Annotated in this window: 15 protein-coding genes; 10 read left to right on the top strand and 5 right to left on the bottom strand. The window is 61.1% G+C overall.

Features of this window, described 5'->3' with window-relative positions; translation table 11 throughout:
* Positions 1–8 precede the first annotated feature (8 nt).
* Genes AAC126_RS11765 through AAC126_RS11755 form a run of 3 tightly spaced genes read left to right on the top strand, consistent with a single transcriptional unit; the run spans position 9 to position 2,678 of the window.
* Positions 9–719, top strand: a complete 711-nt coding sequence (locus AAC126_RS11765; RefSeq protein WP_339853556.1) for an isochorismatase family cysteine hydrolase — start codon at positions 9–11, stop codon at positions 717–719.
* Positions 720–752: 33 nt separating this feature from the next.
* Positions 753–1,748: an asparaginase gene (locus AAC126_RS11760; protein WP_339853554.1), complete on the top strand. Its 996-nt coding sequence runs from the start codon at positions 753–755 to the stop codon at positions 1,746–1,748.
* Between the two features lie 15 nt (positions 1,749–1,763).
* Complete coding sequence (locus tag AAC126_RS11755) at positions 1,764–2,678, top strand: DMT family transporter (RefSeq protein WP_339853552.1); 915 nt, start codon at positions 1,764–1,766, stop codon at positions 2,676–2,678.
* Positions 2,679–2,699: 21 nt separating this feature from the next.
* Here the strand turns inward: AAC126_RS11755 and AAC126_RS11750 are convergent, their stop codons facing one another.
* The 3 genes from AAC126_RS11750 to AAC126_RS11740 form a co-directional block, all read right to left on the bottom strand.
* Positions 2,700–4,121 (bottom strand): amidase, encoded by a 1,422-nt coding sequence (locus AAC126_RS11750; protein ID WP_339853550.1) that lies wholly within the window; start codon positions 4,119–4,121, stop codon positions 2,700–2,702.
* A complete protein-coding gene (locus AAC126_RS11745; RefSeq protein ID WP_339853548.1) occupies positions 4,114–4,344 on the bottom strand; it encodes a hypothetical protein in 231 nt (76 codons plus the stop codon). Before AAC126_RS11745 ends, AAC126_RS11750 begins: the two co-directional genes overlap by 8 nt.
* Before the next feature lie 112 nt (positions 4,345–4,456).
* Complete coding sequence (locus tag AAC126_RS11740; protein WP_339853546.1) at positions 4,457–5,470, bottom strand: DMT family transporter; 1,014 nt, start codon at positions 5,468–5,470, stop codon at positions 4,457–4,459.
* A gap of 275 nt (positions 5,471–5,745) precedes the next feature.
* On the opposite strand from AAC126_RS11740, the gene AAC126_RS11735 reads away from it, so the two are divergent.
* From AAC126_RS11735 to AAC126_RS11705, 7 genes are all read left to right on the top strand, one after another.
* Positions 5,746–6,459, top strand: a complete 714-nt coding sequence (locus AAC126_RS11735; protein ID WP_339853544.1) for a GntR family transcriptional regulator — start codon at positions 5,746–5,748, stop codon at positions 6,457–6,459.
* Between the two features lie 253 nt (positions 6,460–6,712).
* Positions 6,713–7,750, top strand: a complete 1,038-nt coding sequence (locus AAC126_RS11730; protein ID WP_339853542.1) for an ABC transporter ATP-binding protein — start codon at positions 6,713–6,715, stop codon at positions 7,748–7,750.
* A gap of 23 nt (positions 7,751–7,773) precedes the next feature.
* Positions 7,774–9,069 carry a PotD/PotF family extracellular solute-binding protein gene (locus AAC126_RS11725; RefSeq protein ID WP_339853540.1) on the top strand — a complete coding sequence of 432 codons (1,296 nt, stop codon included), beginning with the start codon at positions 7,774–7,776 and terminating at the stop codon, positions 9,067–9,069.
* A gap of 67 nt (positions 9,070–9,136) precedes the next feature.
* Positions 9,137–9,994: an ABC transporter permease gene (locus AAC126_RS11720; protein WP_339853538.1), complete on the top strand. Its 858-nt coding sequence runs from the start codon at positions 9,137–9,139 to the stop codon at positions 9,992–9,994.
* A 1-nt stretch (position 9,995) separates the two neighbouring features.
* Positions 9,996–10,841 carry an ABC transporter permease gene (locus AAC126_RS11715; protein ID WP_339853536.1) on the top strand — a complete coding sequence of 282 codons (846 nt, stop codon included), beginning with the start codon at positions 9,996–9,998 and terminating at the stop codon, positions 10,839–10,841.
* A gap of 8 nt (positions 10,842–10,849) precedes the next feature.
* Entirely contained in the window at positions 10,850–11,602 is a 753-nt protein-coding gene (locus AAC126_RS11710) for an aspartate/glutamate racemase family protein (RefSeq protein ID WP_339853534.1), read from the top strand.
* The gene (locus AAC126_RS11705) at positions 11,599–12,444 is read left to right on the top strand and encodes a GNAT family N-acetyltransferase (RefSeq protein WP_339853532.1); all 846 of its coding nucleotides are present in this window, start codon (positions 11,599–11,601) and stop codon (positions 12,442–12,444) included. The genes AAC126_RS11710 and AAC126_RS11705 overlap by 4 nt, the downstream gene beginning before the upstream one ends.
* A gap of 48 nt (positions 12,445–12,492) precedes the next feature.
* Here AAC126_RS11705 and AAC126_RS11700 read toward each other — a convergent pair whose 3' ends face one another.
* Entirely contained in the window at positions 12,493–14,031 is a 1,539-nt protein-coding gene (locus AAC126_RS11700; protein ID WP_339853531.1) for an amidohydrolase family protein, read from the bottom strand.
* Positions 14,032–14,091: 60 nt separating this feature from the next.
* Positions 14,092–14,513 (bottom strand): ATP-binding cassette domain-containing protein (locus AAC126_RS11695; protein WP_339853530.1); only part of this gene is annotated, 422 nt, incomplete at its 5' end.

Below are 14,513 nucleotides of genomic sequence, written 5' to 3'. Positions count from 1 at the left end.
GAAACAAGATGCATGAAATTGCCATACCCGAGCGTGTTACCCAGTCCGTCATTCAGCGTCGGGGCACGGCGCATCCCTTCGCCGATCTCGATCCGGCCAAAACCGCTCTGATCGTCATCGACCTGCAGAACGGTTTCATGATGGACGATGTGGCGCATGCGCTCTGCACGATGGCGCGGGAGATCGTGCCGAACGTGAACCGTCTGGCCGGGACAGTCCGGGAGACCGGCGGGCATGTGTTCTGGATCCAGAACACCCATGACGATGCCTGCCTTGAAAGCTGGTCCAACCTGCATGCCATGACGCCGCCGGAAAAGACCGCCAAGCGCATTGAGTCGATGAGCGAGGGAACGCTGGGGCATCAGCTCTGGGCGGACCTCGATGTCCGGGACGAGGACAGCAGGGTTCTGAAATACCGTTATTCGGCTTTCCTGCCGGGCTATTCCGACCTGCCGGATATTCTGAAGGCGCGCGGGTTTGATACTGTTTTGATCACGGGTACCGTGACGAATGTGTGCTGTGAATCCTCCGCCCGCGACGCCATGATGATGAACTTCAAGACCATCATGGTCACTGATGGAAATGCCGCGACCACCGATGAGGAGCACAACAGTTCTCTCGTGAATTTCTACCTTACTTTCGGTGACATCATGAGCACCGACGAGCTGATCGACTGCCTGAACAAGAACGCCGGTGGAGCCAGGTCCGCCGCGGAATAACTCCTTCCTTCTCCAACTCCGGATAGGACCATCATGAGCAAGCCCAAGGTCGCGGTCATCGGAACCGGCGGCACCATCGCCTCTATCGGCAAGACCCCTCTCGATATTCTCGATTATGGCGCCAACAAGACCATGATCCCCGTCGACGAGATCATTGCCATGTTCCCGATCGTGCATGAGGTCGCCGAGGTGGTGCCGGTGCCGTATCGGGCGATCCCGAGCCCGTCCGTCGGCTTCGCCGAGTGGCGCGATCTGGTGCTGAAGATCGACGAGCTGGCACAGGACCCGGATCTGGATGGTATCGTCGTCACCCACGGCACCGCCTCTCTGGAAGAGACCGCCTATGCGCTGCATCTGACGGTGAAAGCGGATATCCCGGTGGTCGTGGTCGGCTCCCAGCGGCCGTCCAGTGCGCTCTCGACCGATGCCGGTTTCAATCTGCTGAACGGCATCCGCACGGCAGGTTCTCCGGATGCCAGGGGCATGGGCGTGATGACCCTGCTGAATGACGAGATCCAGTGTGCCCGCGAGGTGACGAAAACCTCGACCTACCGGATGCAGACCTTCCGCAGCCCCGATTTCGGCTGCCTCGGCCATGCCGATGGCGACACGGTTGCCTTCTACCGCAAGCCTCTGCGCAAGCATGCGCCGGATACCGAGTTCGATATCCGCAAAGCCGATACCATGCCGCGCGTCGATATCGTCTATGCCTATGCGGGCTCGGACGGCACGGCGGCACGGGCGTTCCTCGAAGCCGGAGCCGAAGGCATCGTTTCGGCCGGTTTCGCACCGGGTTTCTGTGGCCCGGGTGATGAAGCGGTGTTGTGCGAGGCCGTGAAGAAGGGCGTGACGGTGGTGCAATCCACGCGGGCCGGAAGCGGGCGCACTTTCAAGAGCACGAAACTTGAGGAAAACGGCTTCCTGATTGCGGACAATCTCAATCCGCAAAAAGCGCGTATCCTGCTGTCCTTGGCGCTCAGCGTTACCAAGGACCCGGCCGAGATCGAGCGGATCTTCCGAACCTATTGAGGTAACATCCCGATCATGTCGTCCGACCCTGCTCTTGCGCATCCTTCAACGTCCGTCGTCGCGGACCCGCGCAAGGGCATTCTTCTGACGCTGTTCGGTCTGGTCCTTTTCTCGGTTCTTAACGGCGTGGTCAAGGCGCAGACCGAGCTGTTCCCGATCCTGCAAATCATGTTTTTCCGCAACGCTTTCGCGTTGCCGCCGCTTGTCCTTTTCATTGTGATGACGACTGGATGGTCCTCGATCAGAACGGATCGGCCCGCCTTGCATCTCGCGCACACGATTATGGTCACGGCTGCAATCGGTCTGATCTTCGCTGGGTATCGGGCCCTGCCGCTCGCCGATGCGACGGCGATCAACTTTGCTGCACCTCTGATTGTCTGCGCGTTGTCGGCACCGCTGCTGAAAGAGCCGGTTGGCCGCCTGAAATGGTTTGCCGTACTGGTCGGCTTTGCCGGGGTGATGATCATGGTGCGGCCGGGCGGAGATGTAGTGCGTGAAGGGGCGCTTTATGCCCTTTCAGGGACGGCGCTCAGTGCGGGCGGCCTGTTACTCGCGCGTTATCTCAGCCGCTATGACTCGACGACGACGATCGTGTTTCTCTTCATGGCGATTTCCTCGGCCATGATCCTGCCTGTTCTGCCCTTTATCTGGGTGACGCCGACGCCGCTGCAGCTTGCCGGATTGGTGGCGATGGGGGCAGCCTCTGGAGTGGCGCAATACATGACAATGCGTGCGCTGTTCCATGCGTCTGCTTCGACCATTGCCCCGATGGGCTACACCAAGATGATCTGGGCGCTCTTGATCGGGTATTTTGCTTTCGGGGACTGGCCGGCGCCGGTGGTGCTTGCCGGCGCCGGCCTGGTTCTGCTCAGCACCTGGGTGGTCTACCGCAAGGAAAGCGCGGCGGCCCGCAAAGGTGCGGCAGGGTAGGGCGTTTCCTGTTCTTTTGTTCTATTCCGCGGCCAGTACGTCTCCACCGGCCAGAAGCGGCCGCTGGCTGCGCCAGTCCGTTGCCCGCTCGTATGCTGCGCCAACCTGAAACACGCCGGCCTCGTCAAACGGTCTGCCGACGATCTGCATGGAAATCGGCAGTCCCTCGCTGGTGTAACCGCAGCAGACGGACATGGCCGGGCTGCCGGTCACGTTGAACGGCACGGTCAGGTAGCCGCCAAGGGCCAGCGGGTTGTTCGGCTCGGCATCGAACCTGCCTGCGGGTAGGGATGTGGCAGGGGCGATCACCATGTCGTATTTGCCGAGGATTTCGGCATTGAACCAGTGCGTCATCTCCCGCCGCATGCGCAGGGCCTCGACATAGTCCGAGCCCCGGACGAAGGCGCCGGCCATCAGCCGTTCCCGCGTCGGTCTGCCGTAAAGCTCCGGCCGCTCCATCAGATCCTTTTCATGAATCGCATAACATTCCGCCAGGATGATCATCCGGCCGCAGGCGTGATAGACATCATGCGCGGGCAGGGTGACCGGCTCGACAATGGCGCCTTCGGCCCGCAGGGCATTCTTGGCTTCGGTAATCGCCGCCCGGATTTCCGGGTTGGTGTTCTCGTCCTCGTCCAGCCAGTTGGCGACATAGCCGATCTTCATGCCTTTCACGCCACTGTTCAGTTGGGCGGTGTAATCGGATACCGGCACGTTCGCCGAAGCCGGGTCGAGCGGATCGAACCCCGCCATCTCATTTAGCGCGATGGCCGCATCCTCGACGCTCCAGCTCAGCGGGCCGCAATGATCCATGGTGAAGGACAGCGGGAAGACACCGCGCCGGCTGACCCTGCCATAGGTCGACTTCATGCCGACGGTGCCGCAATAGGCCGCCGGGCCACGGATCGAGCCGCCGGTGTCGGAGCCGAGCGCCATCCGGGTCATGCCGGAAGCGACGGCCGCGCCGGAGCCGGAGGAGGAGCCGCCGGGCACATGGTCGGTGTTCCAGGGGTTGCGGGCCGGAGGAAACAGGGTTTCCTGACTGGGGCCGCCGGTGGCGAATTCGATGGTCGCGCATTTGCCGAGCAGAACGGCGCCGCCATCCAGGATCTTCTGCACCGAATGGGCATTGCTGTCCGGGATCACGTCCGGGCGCAGTTTCGACTGGCAGGAGGTCAGGATGCCAGCCGTGTCGTAGATATCCTTGGCGCCGAACGGAATGCCGTGCAGCGGGCCGAGATCCTGCCCGGACATCAGTTCCTGCTCTGCCCTGGCGGCGCGCTCCAGGGCGATTTCCGGGACGACCGTATTGAATGCGCACAGGCTTTCATTATGGGCGGATATGGTTGCCAGCGCGTCCCTGGTTGCTTCGACGGGAGACAGCGAGCGATCGCGATAGGCCTTGCCGAGTTCGGCGATGGAGAGATCCCTGATGTCAGACATCGGACTTCTCCCCCGATGACGGGATCACACGGGTGATCGTTTCCAGGAAGTAGCCGTTGGACGGCTCCAGCGTTGCCGGGCGCGGGCGGTTCCGGACGATGCCGGCCCAGCTCACCACGTTCTTGTAGGTCTCGAACATGGTCTCTTCCCGGTCCTTCGGGATCGTGAGACCAGCCCTCTCAACCACGGCGTCGTACTGCCGCTTCAGTGCCGCATCATCCATTTTTGAAAGCCCCCATCCATCTTGATTTTATCGGATCAGGCTATCAAAGCGATAAATTGGATACAATTTGCGAGTCATCATAAATATGCATCCAAAAATGCATAAGAGACGGTTACTGAGGCGGCTTGGAGGCTTGCTTCTTGGTGGTTGCGGCGCGTTTTTCCGCTCTGACTGTGTACAGCGATGTGGCGATGATGATGACGGCGCCAATCGTGGTCTCGAGATCCGGAATTTCCGCGAAAATGAGGAAGCCGATAAGTGTCGCGAAGACCAGCCGGATATAGTCCATCGGCGCGACGGCGGAGGCTTCGCCCTCCTTGAAGCCCTGGATGTTTGACAGCTGGCCGCAAACGGAGAACAGGCCGATGGCGCCCATGACGAACCATTCGTGCAGGCTGGGGGTGACCCAGAAGTAGATCGCCGGGGGCACCATCAGGAAGCCAACCAGAATGGCCTGATAGCTGAGGATGGTGACGGAGCGATCGAACTGGGAAACCTTGCGGATGATGACCATGACGGCAGCCGCGGCAGCCGCGGCGACAACGGCGAGGACGGAGTAGAAGTTCAGCCCGTCCGGGCCGGGTTGCACCATTACAAGCACGCCGGCAAAGCCGATCAGGACGGCGAACCAGCGCCGGGGTCCGGCGACCTCCGACAGCACGACCATGGCGAAAATGGTGACGAACAGGCTCTTGGCGAAACCGAGCGCGGTGGCTTCCGCCAATGGCAGGTGGACCACGGCTGTAAAGCCGCAGGTCATGGCGATCAGGGCCAGCACGACGCGGGTCAGATGCAGCCCGAGATGGCGGGTTTTCAGAATGTCGGGAAAGCCGGAGACCAGAATGGGCATTACCGTGCAGGTCATCACGATTTGCCGGAACAGCAGAACCTGCACGACCGGGATTGTATCACCGATTGATTTGATCAGCGCGACCATCACGGTGAAGAACAGAGCGGCGATGGCGACCCAGATGGCGCCCCGCGCATTTCCGGGCAGTGCCCTGAACGGGACTGTGACCGGTTGTCCCAGAACGCCGATATAGGAAGAAAATCTGTTGAAAACGGACGGTGTAGGCTGTAGGGGCTGCGGTTCTTGCGGAGTAGTCCGATCGGGTTCGGTGACCACTTTGTGGGTCCTTCGAAGGCTGCGCGGAAATTGGCGAGGCGCGCGAAGCGGATCGCGTTTTGATTTATGCGGGCTGAATTGGATTCAATCTTCGCAGAAAGACCCTTTGGCTGTCTACCTCCGGTACGTTGATTGTGTTATGCTGAACAACGCGAACCGAGATATCGGCGCATGGGGGAAATGCTGAGAGCTGGCCGGAGAACGGCCCGTCTTAAGTGCTGAGGCCGGCGGCAAATGCCGGAACGGCCGCGCAAAATATGATTGGGTGATTTCATATGTCGACACGCGGACAATCTGTAGTGCGTGCCCTCCGGGAAAAGATACTGGATGGCGACTACGCGCCTGGAGCGCGCCTGAACGAAATCGATATATCCAACGCATTGAACGTTTCCCGGACGCCGGTTCGTGCGGGGCTTGCGATTCTTGCCGCCGAGGGATTGCTCGAATACGTGCCGAACAGCGGTTACGTCGTGCGCAGCTATTCGGCACAGGATATCGAAGGCGTCTACGCCGCGCGCGCCGTCCTTGAGGGCCTTGCTGCACGAACCCTTGCCGAAAAGGGTTTGTCCGACAGTGCCCGGGGAACGTTGCACAAGAACCTCTCGGAGACCGAGGCGTTGCTGGATTCGGGCGACTGGACGGATGAGATCCGCGATGCCTGGGGCCGGCTTAACGAGGAATTCCACGCGGCGATCTTCGAGGCGGCGGGTAACCGGCACCTGAGCGAGCTGATCGGCAAATCCCGGTCGATCCCGCTGCTGAAAGCGGTCAAATTCCGCTGGCATGATCTGGATACCCTGGCGGTGTCCCTGAACGATCATGCGGAACTGTTCGATGCCATTGTGAACGGGCAGGGCTCGCGGGCCGACTCACTGGCGCGGGAGCATGTCTATCAGGCGGGCAGGCGTCTGATTGCCAGCTGGCGCCGGGCCGGTGCCGATACGGTGTCCGTGCGACGGTCGGGACGCAGGGTGTCGCGCGCCGCCTGAGCCGGCTTGCAGTAAAATTTCAATTCATCGTAAGCGGCTCGCAAAATCATGGCGGGCCGTTTTCTTGTTCAGTTTTTAGTCAAAAGCTTCCGGGTTTTTGCAAATTATATAGGCACACTAACGTTGTGTGCCCGGAAATACCGAGACATGGTGCGGGGCGTGCCGTGGCATATATATTGCTGTTCTCTTGCGGAAATGTTGCGTTGCAGCAAATATGTTCGCGGCAAACATGTGCTTCATGGGGGAAAGTATCGTGCGCTCAGGTGCTGGGATCGAACTTGTCGGCCTGACGAAAAGATATGGCGCCGTCGAAGCCGTGAAGGAAATCGACGTCAAGATTCCCGAAGGTACTTATTGCTGTCTGCTCGGCCCGTCCGGCTGCGGCAAGACCACGACGCTGCGGATGATTGCCGGACATGAAAATGTTTCCGACGGCGATATCATTATCGGCGGCGAGAATGTCTCCGAGCTTGAGCCGGCCCGGCGCGGCACAGCGATGATGTTCCAGAGCTATGCCCTTTTCCCCCATCTGAACTGCCTCGATAATGTCGCCTTCAGCCTGAAGATGCGCGGCGTCCCGAAGGGCGAGCGGCGAGCATCCGCGCTTGAATATCTTGCCCTCGTCGAGATGGAGCAGCACGCCCAAAGGCTCCCTTCACAGCTTTCCGGCGGCCAGCAGCAGCGGGTTGCACTGGCCCGCGCGCTGGTGACGAAACCGGGTGTCTTGTTGCTGGATGAGCCGCTTTCGGCGCTTGATCCGTTCCTGCGTATTCGTATGCGGGAGGAGCTGAAGCGGCTGCAGTCGGAGCTGGGCATCAGTTTCATTCATGTCACTCACAGCCAGGAAGAGGCGATGGCGCTGGCCGATCTGGTGGTGGTGATGAATGACGGCCGGATCGAGCAGGCCGCCGCGCCGCGTGACGTTTTCGAGCGTCCGGCCAGCGTGTTCGTCGCCCGCTTCATCGGCGGCCATAACGTGATGAGCGGTGCGGTGGTGGGCGAAGATCCGGGCAGCGCCGTGGCCATACGGGCAGACCGGGTCCGGCTTGCCCGTGCCGGGCAGGCTGCTGGCGATGAGGCTGGCGGTGATATTCATGACATCACCGCGAAGATCGCGGCGGTCGAATATCTCGGGCTTTGGGCGAAACTGCGTCTCGATGCACCCGAATTGCAGGATTTTACCGTTGCCCTGCCGGATTCCCAGTTCTTCGAAAAGGGCTTCACGGTGGGCGAAAGCGTGACCGCGTCTTGGCGTTCTTCCGATCTGCACCGGCTTGGGGCCGATCGGTAGAACATCGAAAGAGGAGGCTTCAGATGTCGAATAATAAAAACCAGACTACGCCGCAAACAACGGTCTCGCGCCGTGGGGTTCTGAAGGGCATGGCCGCGGGGGCGGTCGCCGGTGGTGCGATGATCAAGGGGGCGCCCTTCGTTCATGCGTCCGAGCCGATCACGCTGCGGATCGCCGGTACCGGCGTGAACCAGTTCAAGGAGTTGGCGGACAAGGCCAAGGAAGATCTCGGTTTCACCATCCAGTACACCTCGCTCACCTCGGATGACGTGGTGAAGCGGGCGGTGACCCAGTCCTCGTCCTTCGACATGCTCGATGCAGAATACTGGATGCTGAAGAAGATCGTGCCCAGCGGCAAGATGAAGGGCATGGATGTCTCGAAGATCAAATATTACGACAAGATCGTGCCGATCTTCACCAAGGGCGAGCTGCCGGACGGCACCAAGATGTCCCGCCAGGGCATCGCGCCGATCAAGGTGAGCTATCTCGCGGGCGAAGAGTCGAGCGAGTTCGCGGCCGATCCAAGCGGCTACATGACGCTGATCCCGACGGTCTATAACGCCGACACGCTCGGCATCCGGCCGGATCTGATCAATCGGCCGATCAACAGTTGGGCCGAGCTGCTGAATTCAGAATTCAAGGGCAAGGCCTCGATCCTGAACATCCCGTCCATCGGCATCATGGATGCGGCCATGGTCTGCGAAGCGTCCGGGCTCGCCACTTACGGCGACAAGGGCAACATGACCAAGGCCGAGATCGACACCACCATGAAGGTGCTGACGGAGGCCAAGAAGGACGGTCAGTTCCGCGCTTTCTGGAAAGAATTCAACGAGAGCGTCAACCTGATGGCGTCCGGCGAGGTGGTTATCCAGTCCATGTGGTCGCCGGCGGTGACCAAGGTGCGCTCCATGGGCGTTGCCTGCAAATACCAGCCGCTGAAGGAAGGCTATCGTGCCTGGGCCGGTGGCCTCGGTCTGCCGTCCCATCTGGAAGGCAGGCAGCTCGATGCGGCCTATGAGTTCATCAACTGGTACATGTCCGGCTGGGCTGGCGCGTTCCTGAACCGTCAGGGCTACTACACCGCCGTGCTGGAGACCGCGAAGCCGTTCATGTCCGAGGACGAGTGGGGCTTCTGGATGGAAGGCAAGAAAGCCGCGACCGACATCATGAGCCCGACCGGCCAGAAGATTGAAAGTGCCGGCTCCGTGCGCGACGGCGGCTCCTTCTGGGACCGGATGGGCAACGTGACGGTCTGGAACACGGTGATGGACGAGGACCGCTACATGGTCCGCAAGTGGAACGAGTTCATCGCCACCTGATGCAACACCATCCGGGGGCTGGCTGTCCGGCCCCCGGATATCTTTAACCGGGATCGGGACGTCTGACATGGAGTGGTTGAGATCCAGGAGCGTTTACCTTCAGGCTGCGCCCCTCAGCCTGATCTTCTTTCTCTTCTTCGCGCTGCCCATCGCCCTGGTGGTCGTGGTCAGCTTCTTCGATTATCAGGCCTACCAGATCCTGATCCCGGATTTCGTGCTGTTCAATTATCAGGACGTGTTCTCGTCCGAGGTCACCTACAGGACCTATTTCATTACCTTCCGGTTCTGCCTGATGGTCTGGGCGATCACGCTTGTCCTCGGCTTTGCCATCGCCTATTTCCTGGCTTTCCATATCCGCACGATCACCATGCAGATTGTGCTGTTCCTGCTTTGCACGATCCCGTTCTGGACCTCTATCGTCATCCGGATGATCGCCTGGATCCCGCTGCTCGGGCGCAATGGGCTGGTGAACAATGCTCTGGTTGCGTCGGGCTTCACCGACGCACCGGTGGAGTGGCTGCTCTATAGCGAATTCGCCGTGGTGATCGGCTATGTCCACCTCTACACGCTGTTCATGATCGTCCCGATTTTCAATTCCATGATGCGGATCGACCGCAGCCTGCTGGAGGCGGCGACCGATGCCGGGGCGAGCGGATGGCAGACTGTGTGGAACGTCATCGTGCCGCTCTGCAAGCCGGGCATCGCCATCGGTTCGATCTTCGTGGTTGCCATGGTTATGGGGGATTTTGTCACCGTGAACGTGCTCGGTGGCGGTCAGGTGGCCTCCGTTGGCAAGGCCATCGCGGCGGAGCTGTCCTATCTGCAATTCCCGCCGGCGGCGGCGAACTCCATGGTGCTGCTCGGTGTGGTGATCCTGCTGATCATGCTGCTGATGCGCTTCGCCGATATCCGGAAGGAGCTCTGACATGGTGCATGGCCGCCGTTCCCGCAGCTTCTATGCACTGGCGATCCTGTTCGGCGCCTTCGTGCTGTTCCTTTACGGCCCGATGGTCACCGTCATCCTGCTGGCTTTCCAGGGTCCCGACGGTGGGTTGACCTTCCCGATGAACGGCGTCTCCCTGCACTGGTTCGCGGATATCTTCCAGCCGCAATCCATCGGCGACATCTGGGGCTCGTTCGATCGTTCCATCAAGCTCGGCCTGATGGTGATGCTGGCGACGGTCGTGGTCTCGTTTCTGACCGGGCTTGCCTACAGGAAAAAATTCAAGGGCAGCTCCGTGCTGTTCTATGTAGTGATCGCCAGCCTGATCATGCCGTCCATCGTGGTCAGTCTCGGCATCGGTTCCATGTTCGAGCTGCTGGGGATCGAGCGATCCTGGTGGAGTTCGGCCTTCGGTGCGCATCTGACCTGGACGCTGCCTTTCGGCCTGTTGATCATGTTCGCGGTCTTCAACCGGTTCGACCCGGCTTATGAGGAGGCGGCGCGGGATCTCGGGGCGACCGACTGGCAGACCATCCGGCATGTCGTGCTGCCCATCGTTGCTCCCAGCCTGATCGGCGTGGCTCTGTTCGGCTTCACCCTGTCCTATGACGAGATTGCCCGGACGTCACAGTCCGTCGGCGCGCTGAACACCCTGCCGATGGAACTGCAGGCCATGCAGACCAACGTGACGACGCCCGTGATCTATGCTCTAGGCGCCTACACGACCGCGTTGTCGCTGGTGGTGATCGGGCTTAGCCTCATGCTGGTGCTGGCTTTCCGCTGGCGGCAGAAAAGATTCGGCTCCGATGCCGACAAGGGTATGGTTTAATCAGTGTCATGAAAATCCTCGTTATCAATCCGAACACAACCGCTTCCATGACGGACAAGATCCGTGAGACCGCGCGCGCCGTTGCCGCGCCGGGCACGGAGATCGTTGCCGTCAATCCGCCGGACGGGCCCGTCAGTATCGAAGGCCACTACGATGAGGCCTATTGCCTGCCCGGCTTGCTGGAGGAGGCCCGCAAGGGTGCCGCGGATGGTGTCGATGCTCTGGTCATCGCCTGTTTCGACGATCCGGGCCTGGAAGCCTGCCGCGAGCTGCTGGATATTCCGGTGATTGGCATCTGCGAGGCGGCCATGGCGGCGGCCTCCATGGTCGGGCACGGGTTCTCCGTGGTCACGACGCTGCCACGCGCAGTGCCGATCATCGAGGCGCTGGCCTTCAAATACGGGTTCGAGCGGCAGTGCCGAAAGGTCCGGTCCGCCGAGATCCCGGTGCTGGCACTGGAAGAAGAGGGCGGCGGTGCTGCTGCCAAGGTGCGCGCCGAAGTGATCGCCGCCATCGAGCAGGATCATGCCGAAGCCATTCTGCTGGGCTGTGCGGGCATGACCGATCTCGCAGATGCGCTGACGAAAGAGACCGGGGTGCCGGTGATCGATGGCGTCGCGGCGGCCGTGAAATTCGCCGAAGCCCTGGTCGGGCTTGGCCTGAAGACCTGCAAACGTCTGGCTTATGAGAGCCCCCGGCCGAAATCTTATACGGGTGCCTTCGCCCACGCGGCGCCGGTAGCAAAGCAGGCGGCGGAATGAGCGAAAGTTACAAGATCCGGTCGATGAGTGCGGCCGAAGTGGACGACGCGGTGGCCTGGGCCGCGGCCGAAGGCTGGAACCCGGGCGACCGGGATGCCCAGTGCTTCGCGACAGTGGACCCGGCGGGCTTTCTCGGCGGCTTTGTCGACGGGCGCATGACGTCTTCGATCTCGGTGGTGAATTACGACGACAGCTTCGCTTTCCTCGGTTTTTATATCGTCGCGCCGGAACAGCGCGGCAAAGGCTATGGCTACGCGCTCTGGGAAGCAGGCATGGAGCATGCGGGGAACCGCGTGGTCGGGCTTGATGGCGTGGTGGATCAGCAGGAGAATTACAAACGCTCCGGCTTCGATTTCGCCTACAACAATATCCGTTATGGTGGCTTTCCAAAGCCGCTGGAGGTAACCGCCAGCTCGGAGATCCGGCGCATCGGTGAGCCGGATGCCGAACTGCTCGCTTTCGATGCCGCGGTTTTCCCCGTACCCCGCACCGCTTTTCTCACGGCCTGGCTCGGCACCGAGAAACATGCCGCCTTCGCGTCCTATGATGGCGGCACACTGACGGGCTACGCGGTGGCGCGGCCCTGTGTTTCCGGCACCAAGATCGGCCCGCTTTTCGCGTCGGATGCGGGCACCGCTCGCGCACTCGCCGCCGAATGCGTCCGCGCGGCGGGGCCGGGTGATGTTTTCCTCGACGTTCCGGAGCCGAACGGTGCCGCCGTGGCGCTGGCCGTGGAACTGGGGCTCGCGCCGGTCTTCGAGACCGCGCGCATGTATCGGGGACCCGCTCCCCAAATCGACCTCGACCGGATCTTCGGGGTCACGTCTTTCGAGTTGGGTTAGGGGCAGGCCGGGGAGGGCACTCAGCCTCTCCCCGGGTAATCGCGGCTATCAGATGCGCGAGCTCGGCTTGTAGAAAGGCTCGTGCCGTGCCGGGTCGAAATAGTTCTCGTAGAATTTCTTCACGTGCGGCAGCAGGGCCTTGGAGAGCTGACGACGTTCCACCTCGTCATTGGACAGCGCGGATTGCAGATCGTCGTGCAGCGCTTTCAGGGCGCCTTCCTTGTCGACTTTGGTAAACACGCCGTCGCGATAGATGATCTCGCCGTCGCACATCACCATCCGGACCCCTTCGGTCTTGGCGCGCTGTATAACGGCATCAAGCAACGGCATTTCCTCGTCAAGATAGGGGTAGGAGACCTGCTTCCAGTCGATCAGGGACAGATCGGCTTTCTTGCCGACTTCCAGCGTGCCGATGCTGTCCGCGAAGGGTGTGGTTTTCGCCCCGCCGGACGTCGCCATGCGCAGCACCTGCGGTGCGGTCGGGACCACGTCGTCCATGCCGGGAACCCTGTGTGCCCGCAGGACCATGCGCATTTCCTGCAGCATGTCCCGGTCATCGTTTATGCCCGCCTCGTCGAGGCCAATGGCGGTGTTCACGCCCTTGATCTCGAACACGTTCAGCGCCGCCAGACCCGAGCGCAGGCGGAAGTTCGACGAGCAATTGTGGCAGATGCAGACGCCGGTCTCGGCGATCCGGTCGATGTCGCTCTCGTTCAGCCAGACGCCATGCCCGAGCGTCAGGCGCGGGCTCAGCATGTCGAACCGGTCGAGATATTCCAGTGCGGTGCAGCCCCCCCGGCGGCGGGCATATTCCTTCTGGTAGGCGGTTTCCACCAGATGCATGTGCATTGGCGCATCGTATTTTTTCGAGGTGTCTGAAAGCGCCGTCAGGGCCTCATCCGAACACCAGTGCAGATTGGCAGGGGCGAGCTGGATCTTGGTGCGCGACTTGCTCTGATGCTTGCCATGCAGGCTCTCGAACATCGCCATGGAATCATCAAGGCCCATCTCGAAACGGTCGAACCAGCGCTTCATCGGGTCCTGCAGGGCTTTCGGCAGCGATGCAACGAACTCCTCGTCCGCCTGATAGACGAGACGGTTCTGGTCACGCACGGCGAAGCAGTAGGAAGCGCGCATGCCGATATCGTCATAAGCCTTCAGCACCTCTTCGGAATAGCCTTCGACCTGCTTGGCCTTTCCGGGCATCCAGCCATGGATGTGCTGCACTGTGGTGATGCCGGAGGCGATCATCTCGAAAGCAGAATAGAGCGTGTCGAGATAGACATTCACGCTCCGGCAGATCATCCGGGTGATGAACCAGAGCTCCAGCGGCATGTCAGGCGAGCCGAGCTGAACCGGTGTCAGGCCGACATGGTGGTGGCCGTTGACGAAGCCAGGAAGCATGATCTCCTGGCCCGTGCCGACAACGGGCACGTTCGGGTTCTTTCGAGACAGGTCGGCATAAGTGCCGATCTGGGTGATGATACCGTCTTCCTGGAGAACGGCTCCATCTTCGATTATCTCTGCGGTTTCGCGGTCAATGGTGCGCGCGATCATCGCGCGGCTTCTGATCAGGCAACTGGTCATGGAGTCGCTCCATTAATAAAACTGGGATGTCGGATGAGGCGCGGCGCGGGGTGCCGCCGGTCAGACGGCTTCGGCCATGCCTTCCTGTTCCGCGAAGGCGCGATCCACTTCATCCTTGAGGAGTTGCGTCAGGCGTTTCCGCAACGCCTCGCATTCCGGTGAGAACGGATCTCTTGGACGCGGCAGGTCCACCTTCACGGTTTCCTTGATCCGCCCCGGCCGGGAGGTGAAGACACAGACCCGGTCAGCGAGCGCAACCGCCTCGTCGATATGGTGGGTGACGAAAACGACTGAGGCGCCGCTATCCCGCCAGACATCGATCAGGAAATCCTGCATCTTCTGCCGTGTCTGGACGTCCAGCGCGGCGAACGGCTCGTCCATCAGCAAAACCCGGGGCCGCATCGCCAGTGCACGGGCAACAGCTACGCGCTGCCGCATGCCGCCGGAGAGTTCGTCCGGGCGCTTCGATCCGGCCTCCGCCA

Origin of the sequence: uncultured Nisaea sp. (genome assembly GCF_963974195.1) — a bacterium.
Taxonomy (GTDB): domain Bacteria; phylum Pseudomonadota; class Alphaproteobacteria; order Thalassobaculales; family Thalassobaculaceae; genus Nisaea.
This window is presented reverse-complemented; position numbering and strand designations above follow the sequence as displayed.

What these genes read in the sequence shown, in the direction of transcription:
- AAC126_RS11765 (WP_339853556.1), top strand. Translation starts at nt 9, where the DNA reads ATGCATGAAATTGCCATACCCGAGCGTGTTACCCAGTCCGTCATTCAG.
- AAC126_RS11760 (WP_339853554.1), top strand. Translation starts at nt 753, where the DNA reads ATGAGCAAGCCCAAGGTCGCGGTCATCGGAACCGGCGGCACCATCGCC.
- AAC126_RS11745 (WP_339853548.1), bottom strand. Translation starts at nt 4,344, where the DNA reads ATGGATGATGCGGCACTGAAGCGGCAGTACGACGCCGTGGTTGAGAGG.
- AAC126_RS11755 (WP_339853552.1), top strand. Translation starts at nt 1,764, where the DNA reads ATGTCGTCCGACCCTGCTCTTGCGCATCCTTCAACGTCCGTCGTCGCG.
- AAC126_RS11720 (WP_339853538.1), top strand. Translation starts at nt 9,137, where the DNA reads ATGGAGTGGTTGAGATCCAGGAGCGTTTACCTTCAGGCTGCGCCCCTC.
- AAC126_RS11700 (WP_339853531.1), bottom strand. Translation starts at nt 14,031, where the DNA reads ATGACCAGTTGCCTGATCAGAAGCCGCGCGATGATCGCGCGCACCATT.
- AAC126_RS11715 (WP_339853536.1), top strand. Translation starts at nt 9,996, where the DNA reads ATGGTGCATGGCCGCCGTTCCCGCAGCTTCTATGCACTGGCGATCCTG.
- AAC126_RS11710 (WP_339853534.1), top strand. Translation starts at nt 10,850, where the DNA reads ATGAAAATCCTCGTTATCAATCCGAACACAACCGCTTCCATGACGGAC.
- AAC126_RS11705 (WP_339853532.1), top strand. Translation starts at nt 11,599, where the DNA reads ATGAGCGAAAGTTACAAGATCCGGTCGATGAGTGCGGCCGAAGTGGAC.
- AAC126_RS11750 (WP_339853550.1), bottom strand. Translation starts at nt 4,121, where the DNA reads ATGTCTGACATCAGGGATCTCTCCATCGCCGAACTCGGCAAGGCCTAT.
- AAC126_RS11725 (WP_339853540.1), top strand. Translation starts at nt 7,774, where the DNA reads ATGTCGAATAATAAAAACCAGACTACGCCGCAAACAACGGTCTCGCGC.
- AAC126_RS11735 (WP_339853544.1), top strand. Translation starts at nt 5,746, where the DNA reads ATGTCGACACGCGGACAATCTGTAGTGCGTGCCCTCCGGGAAAAGATA.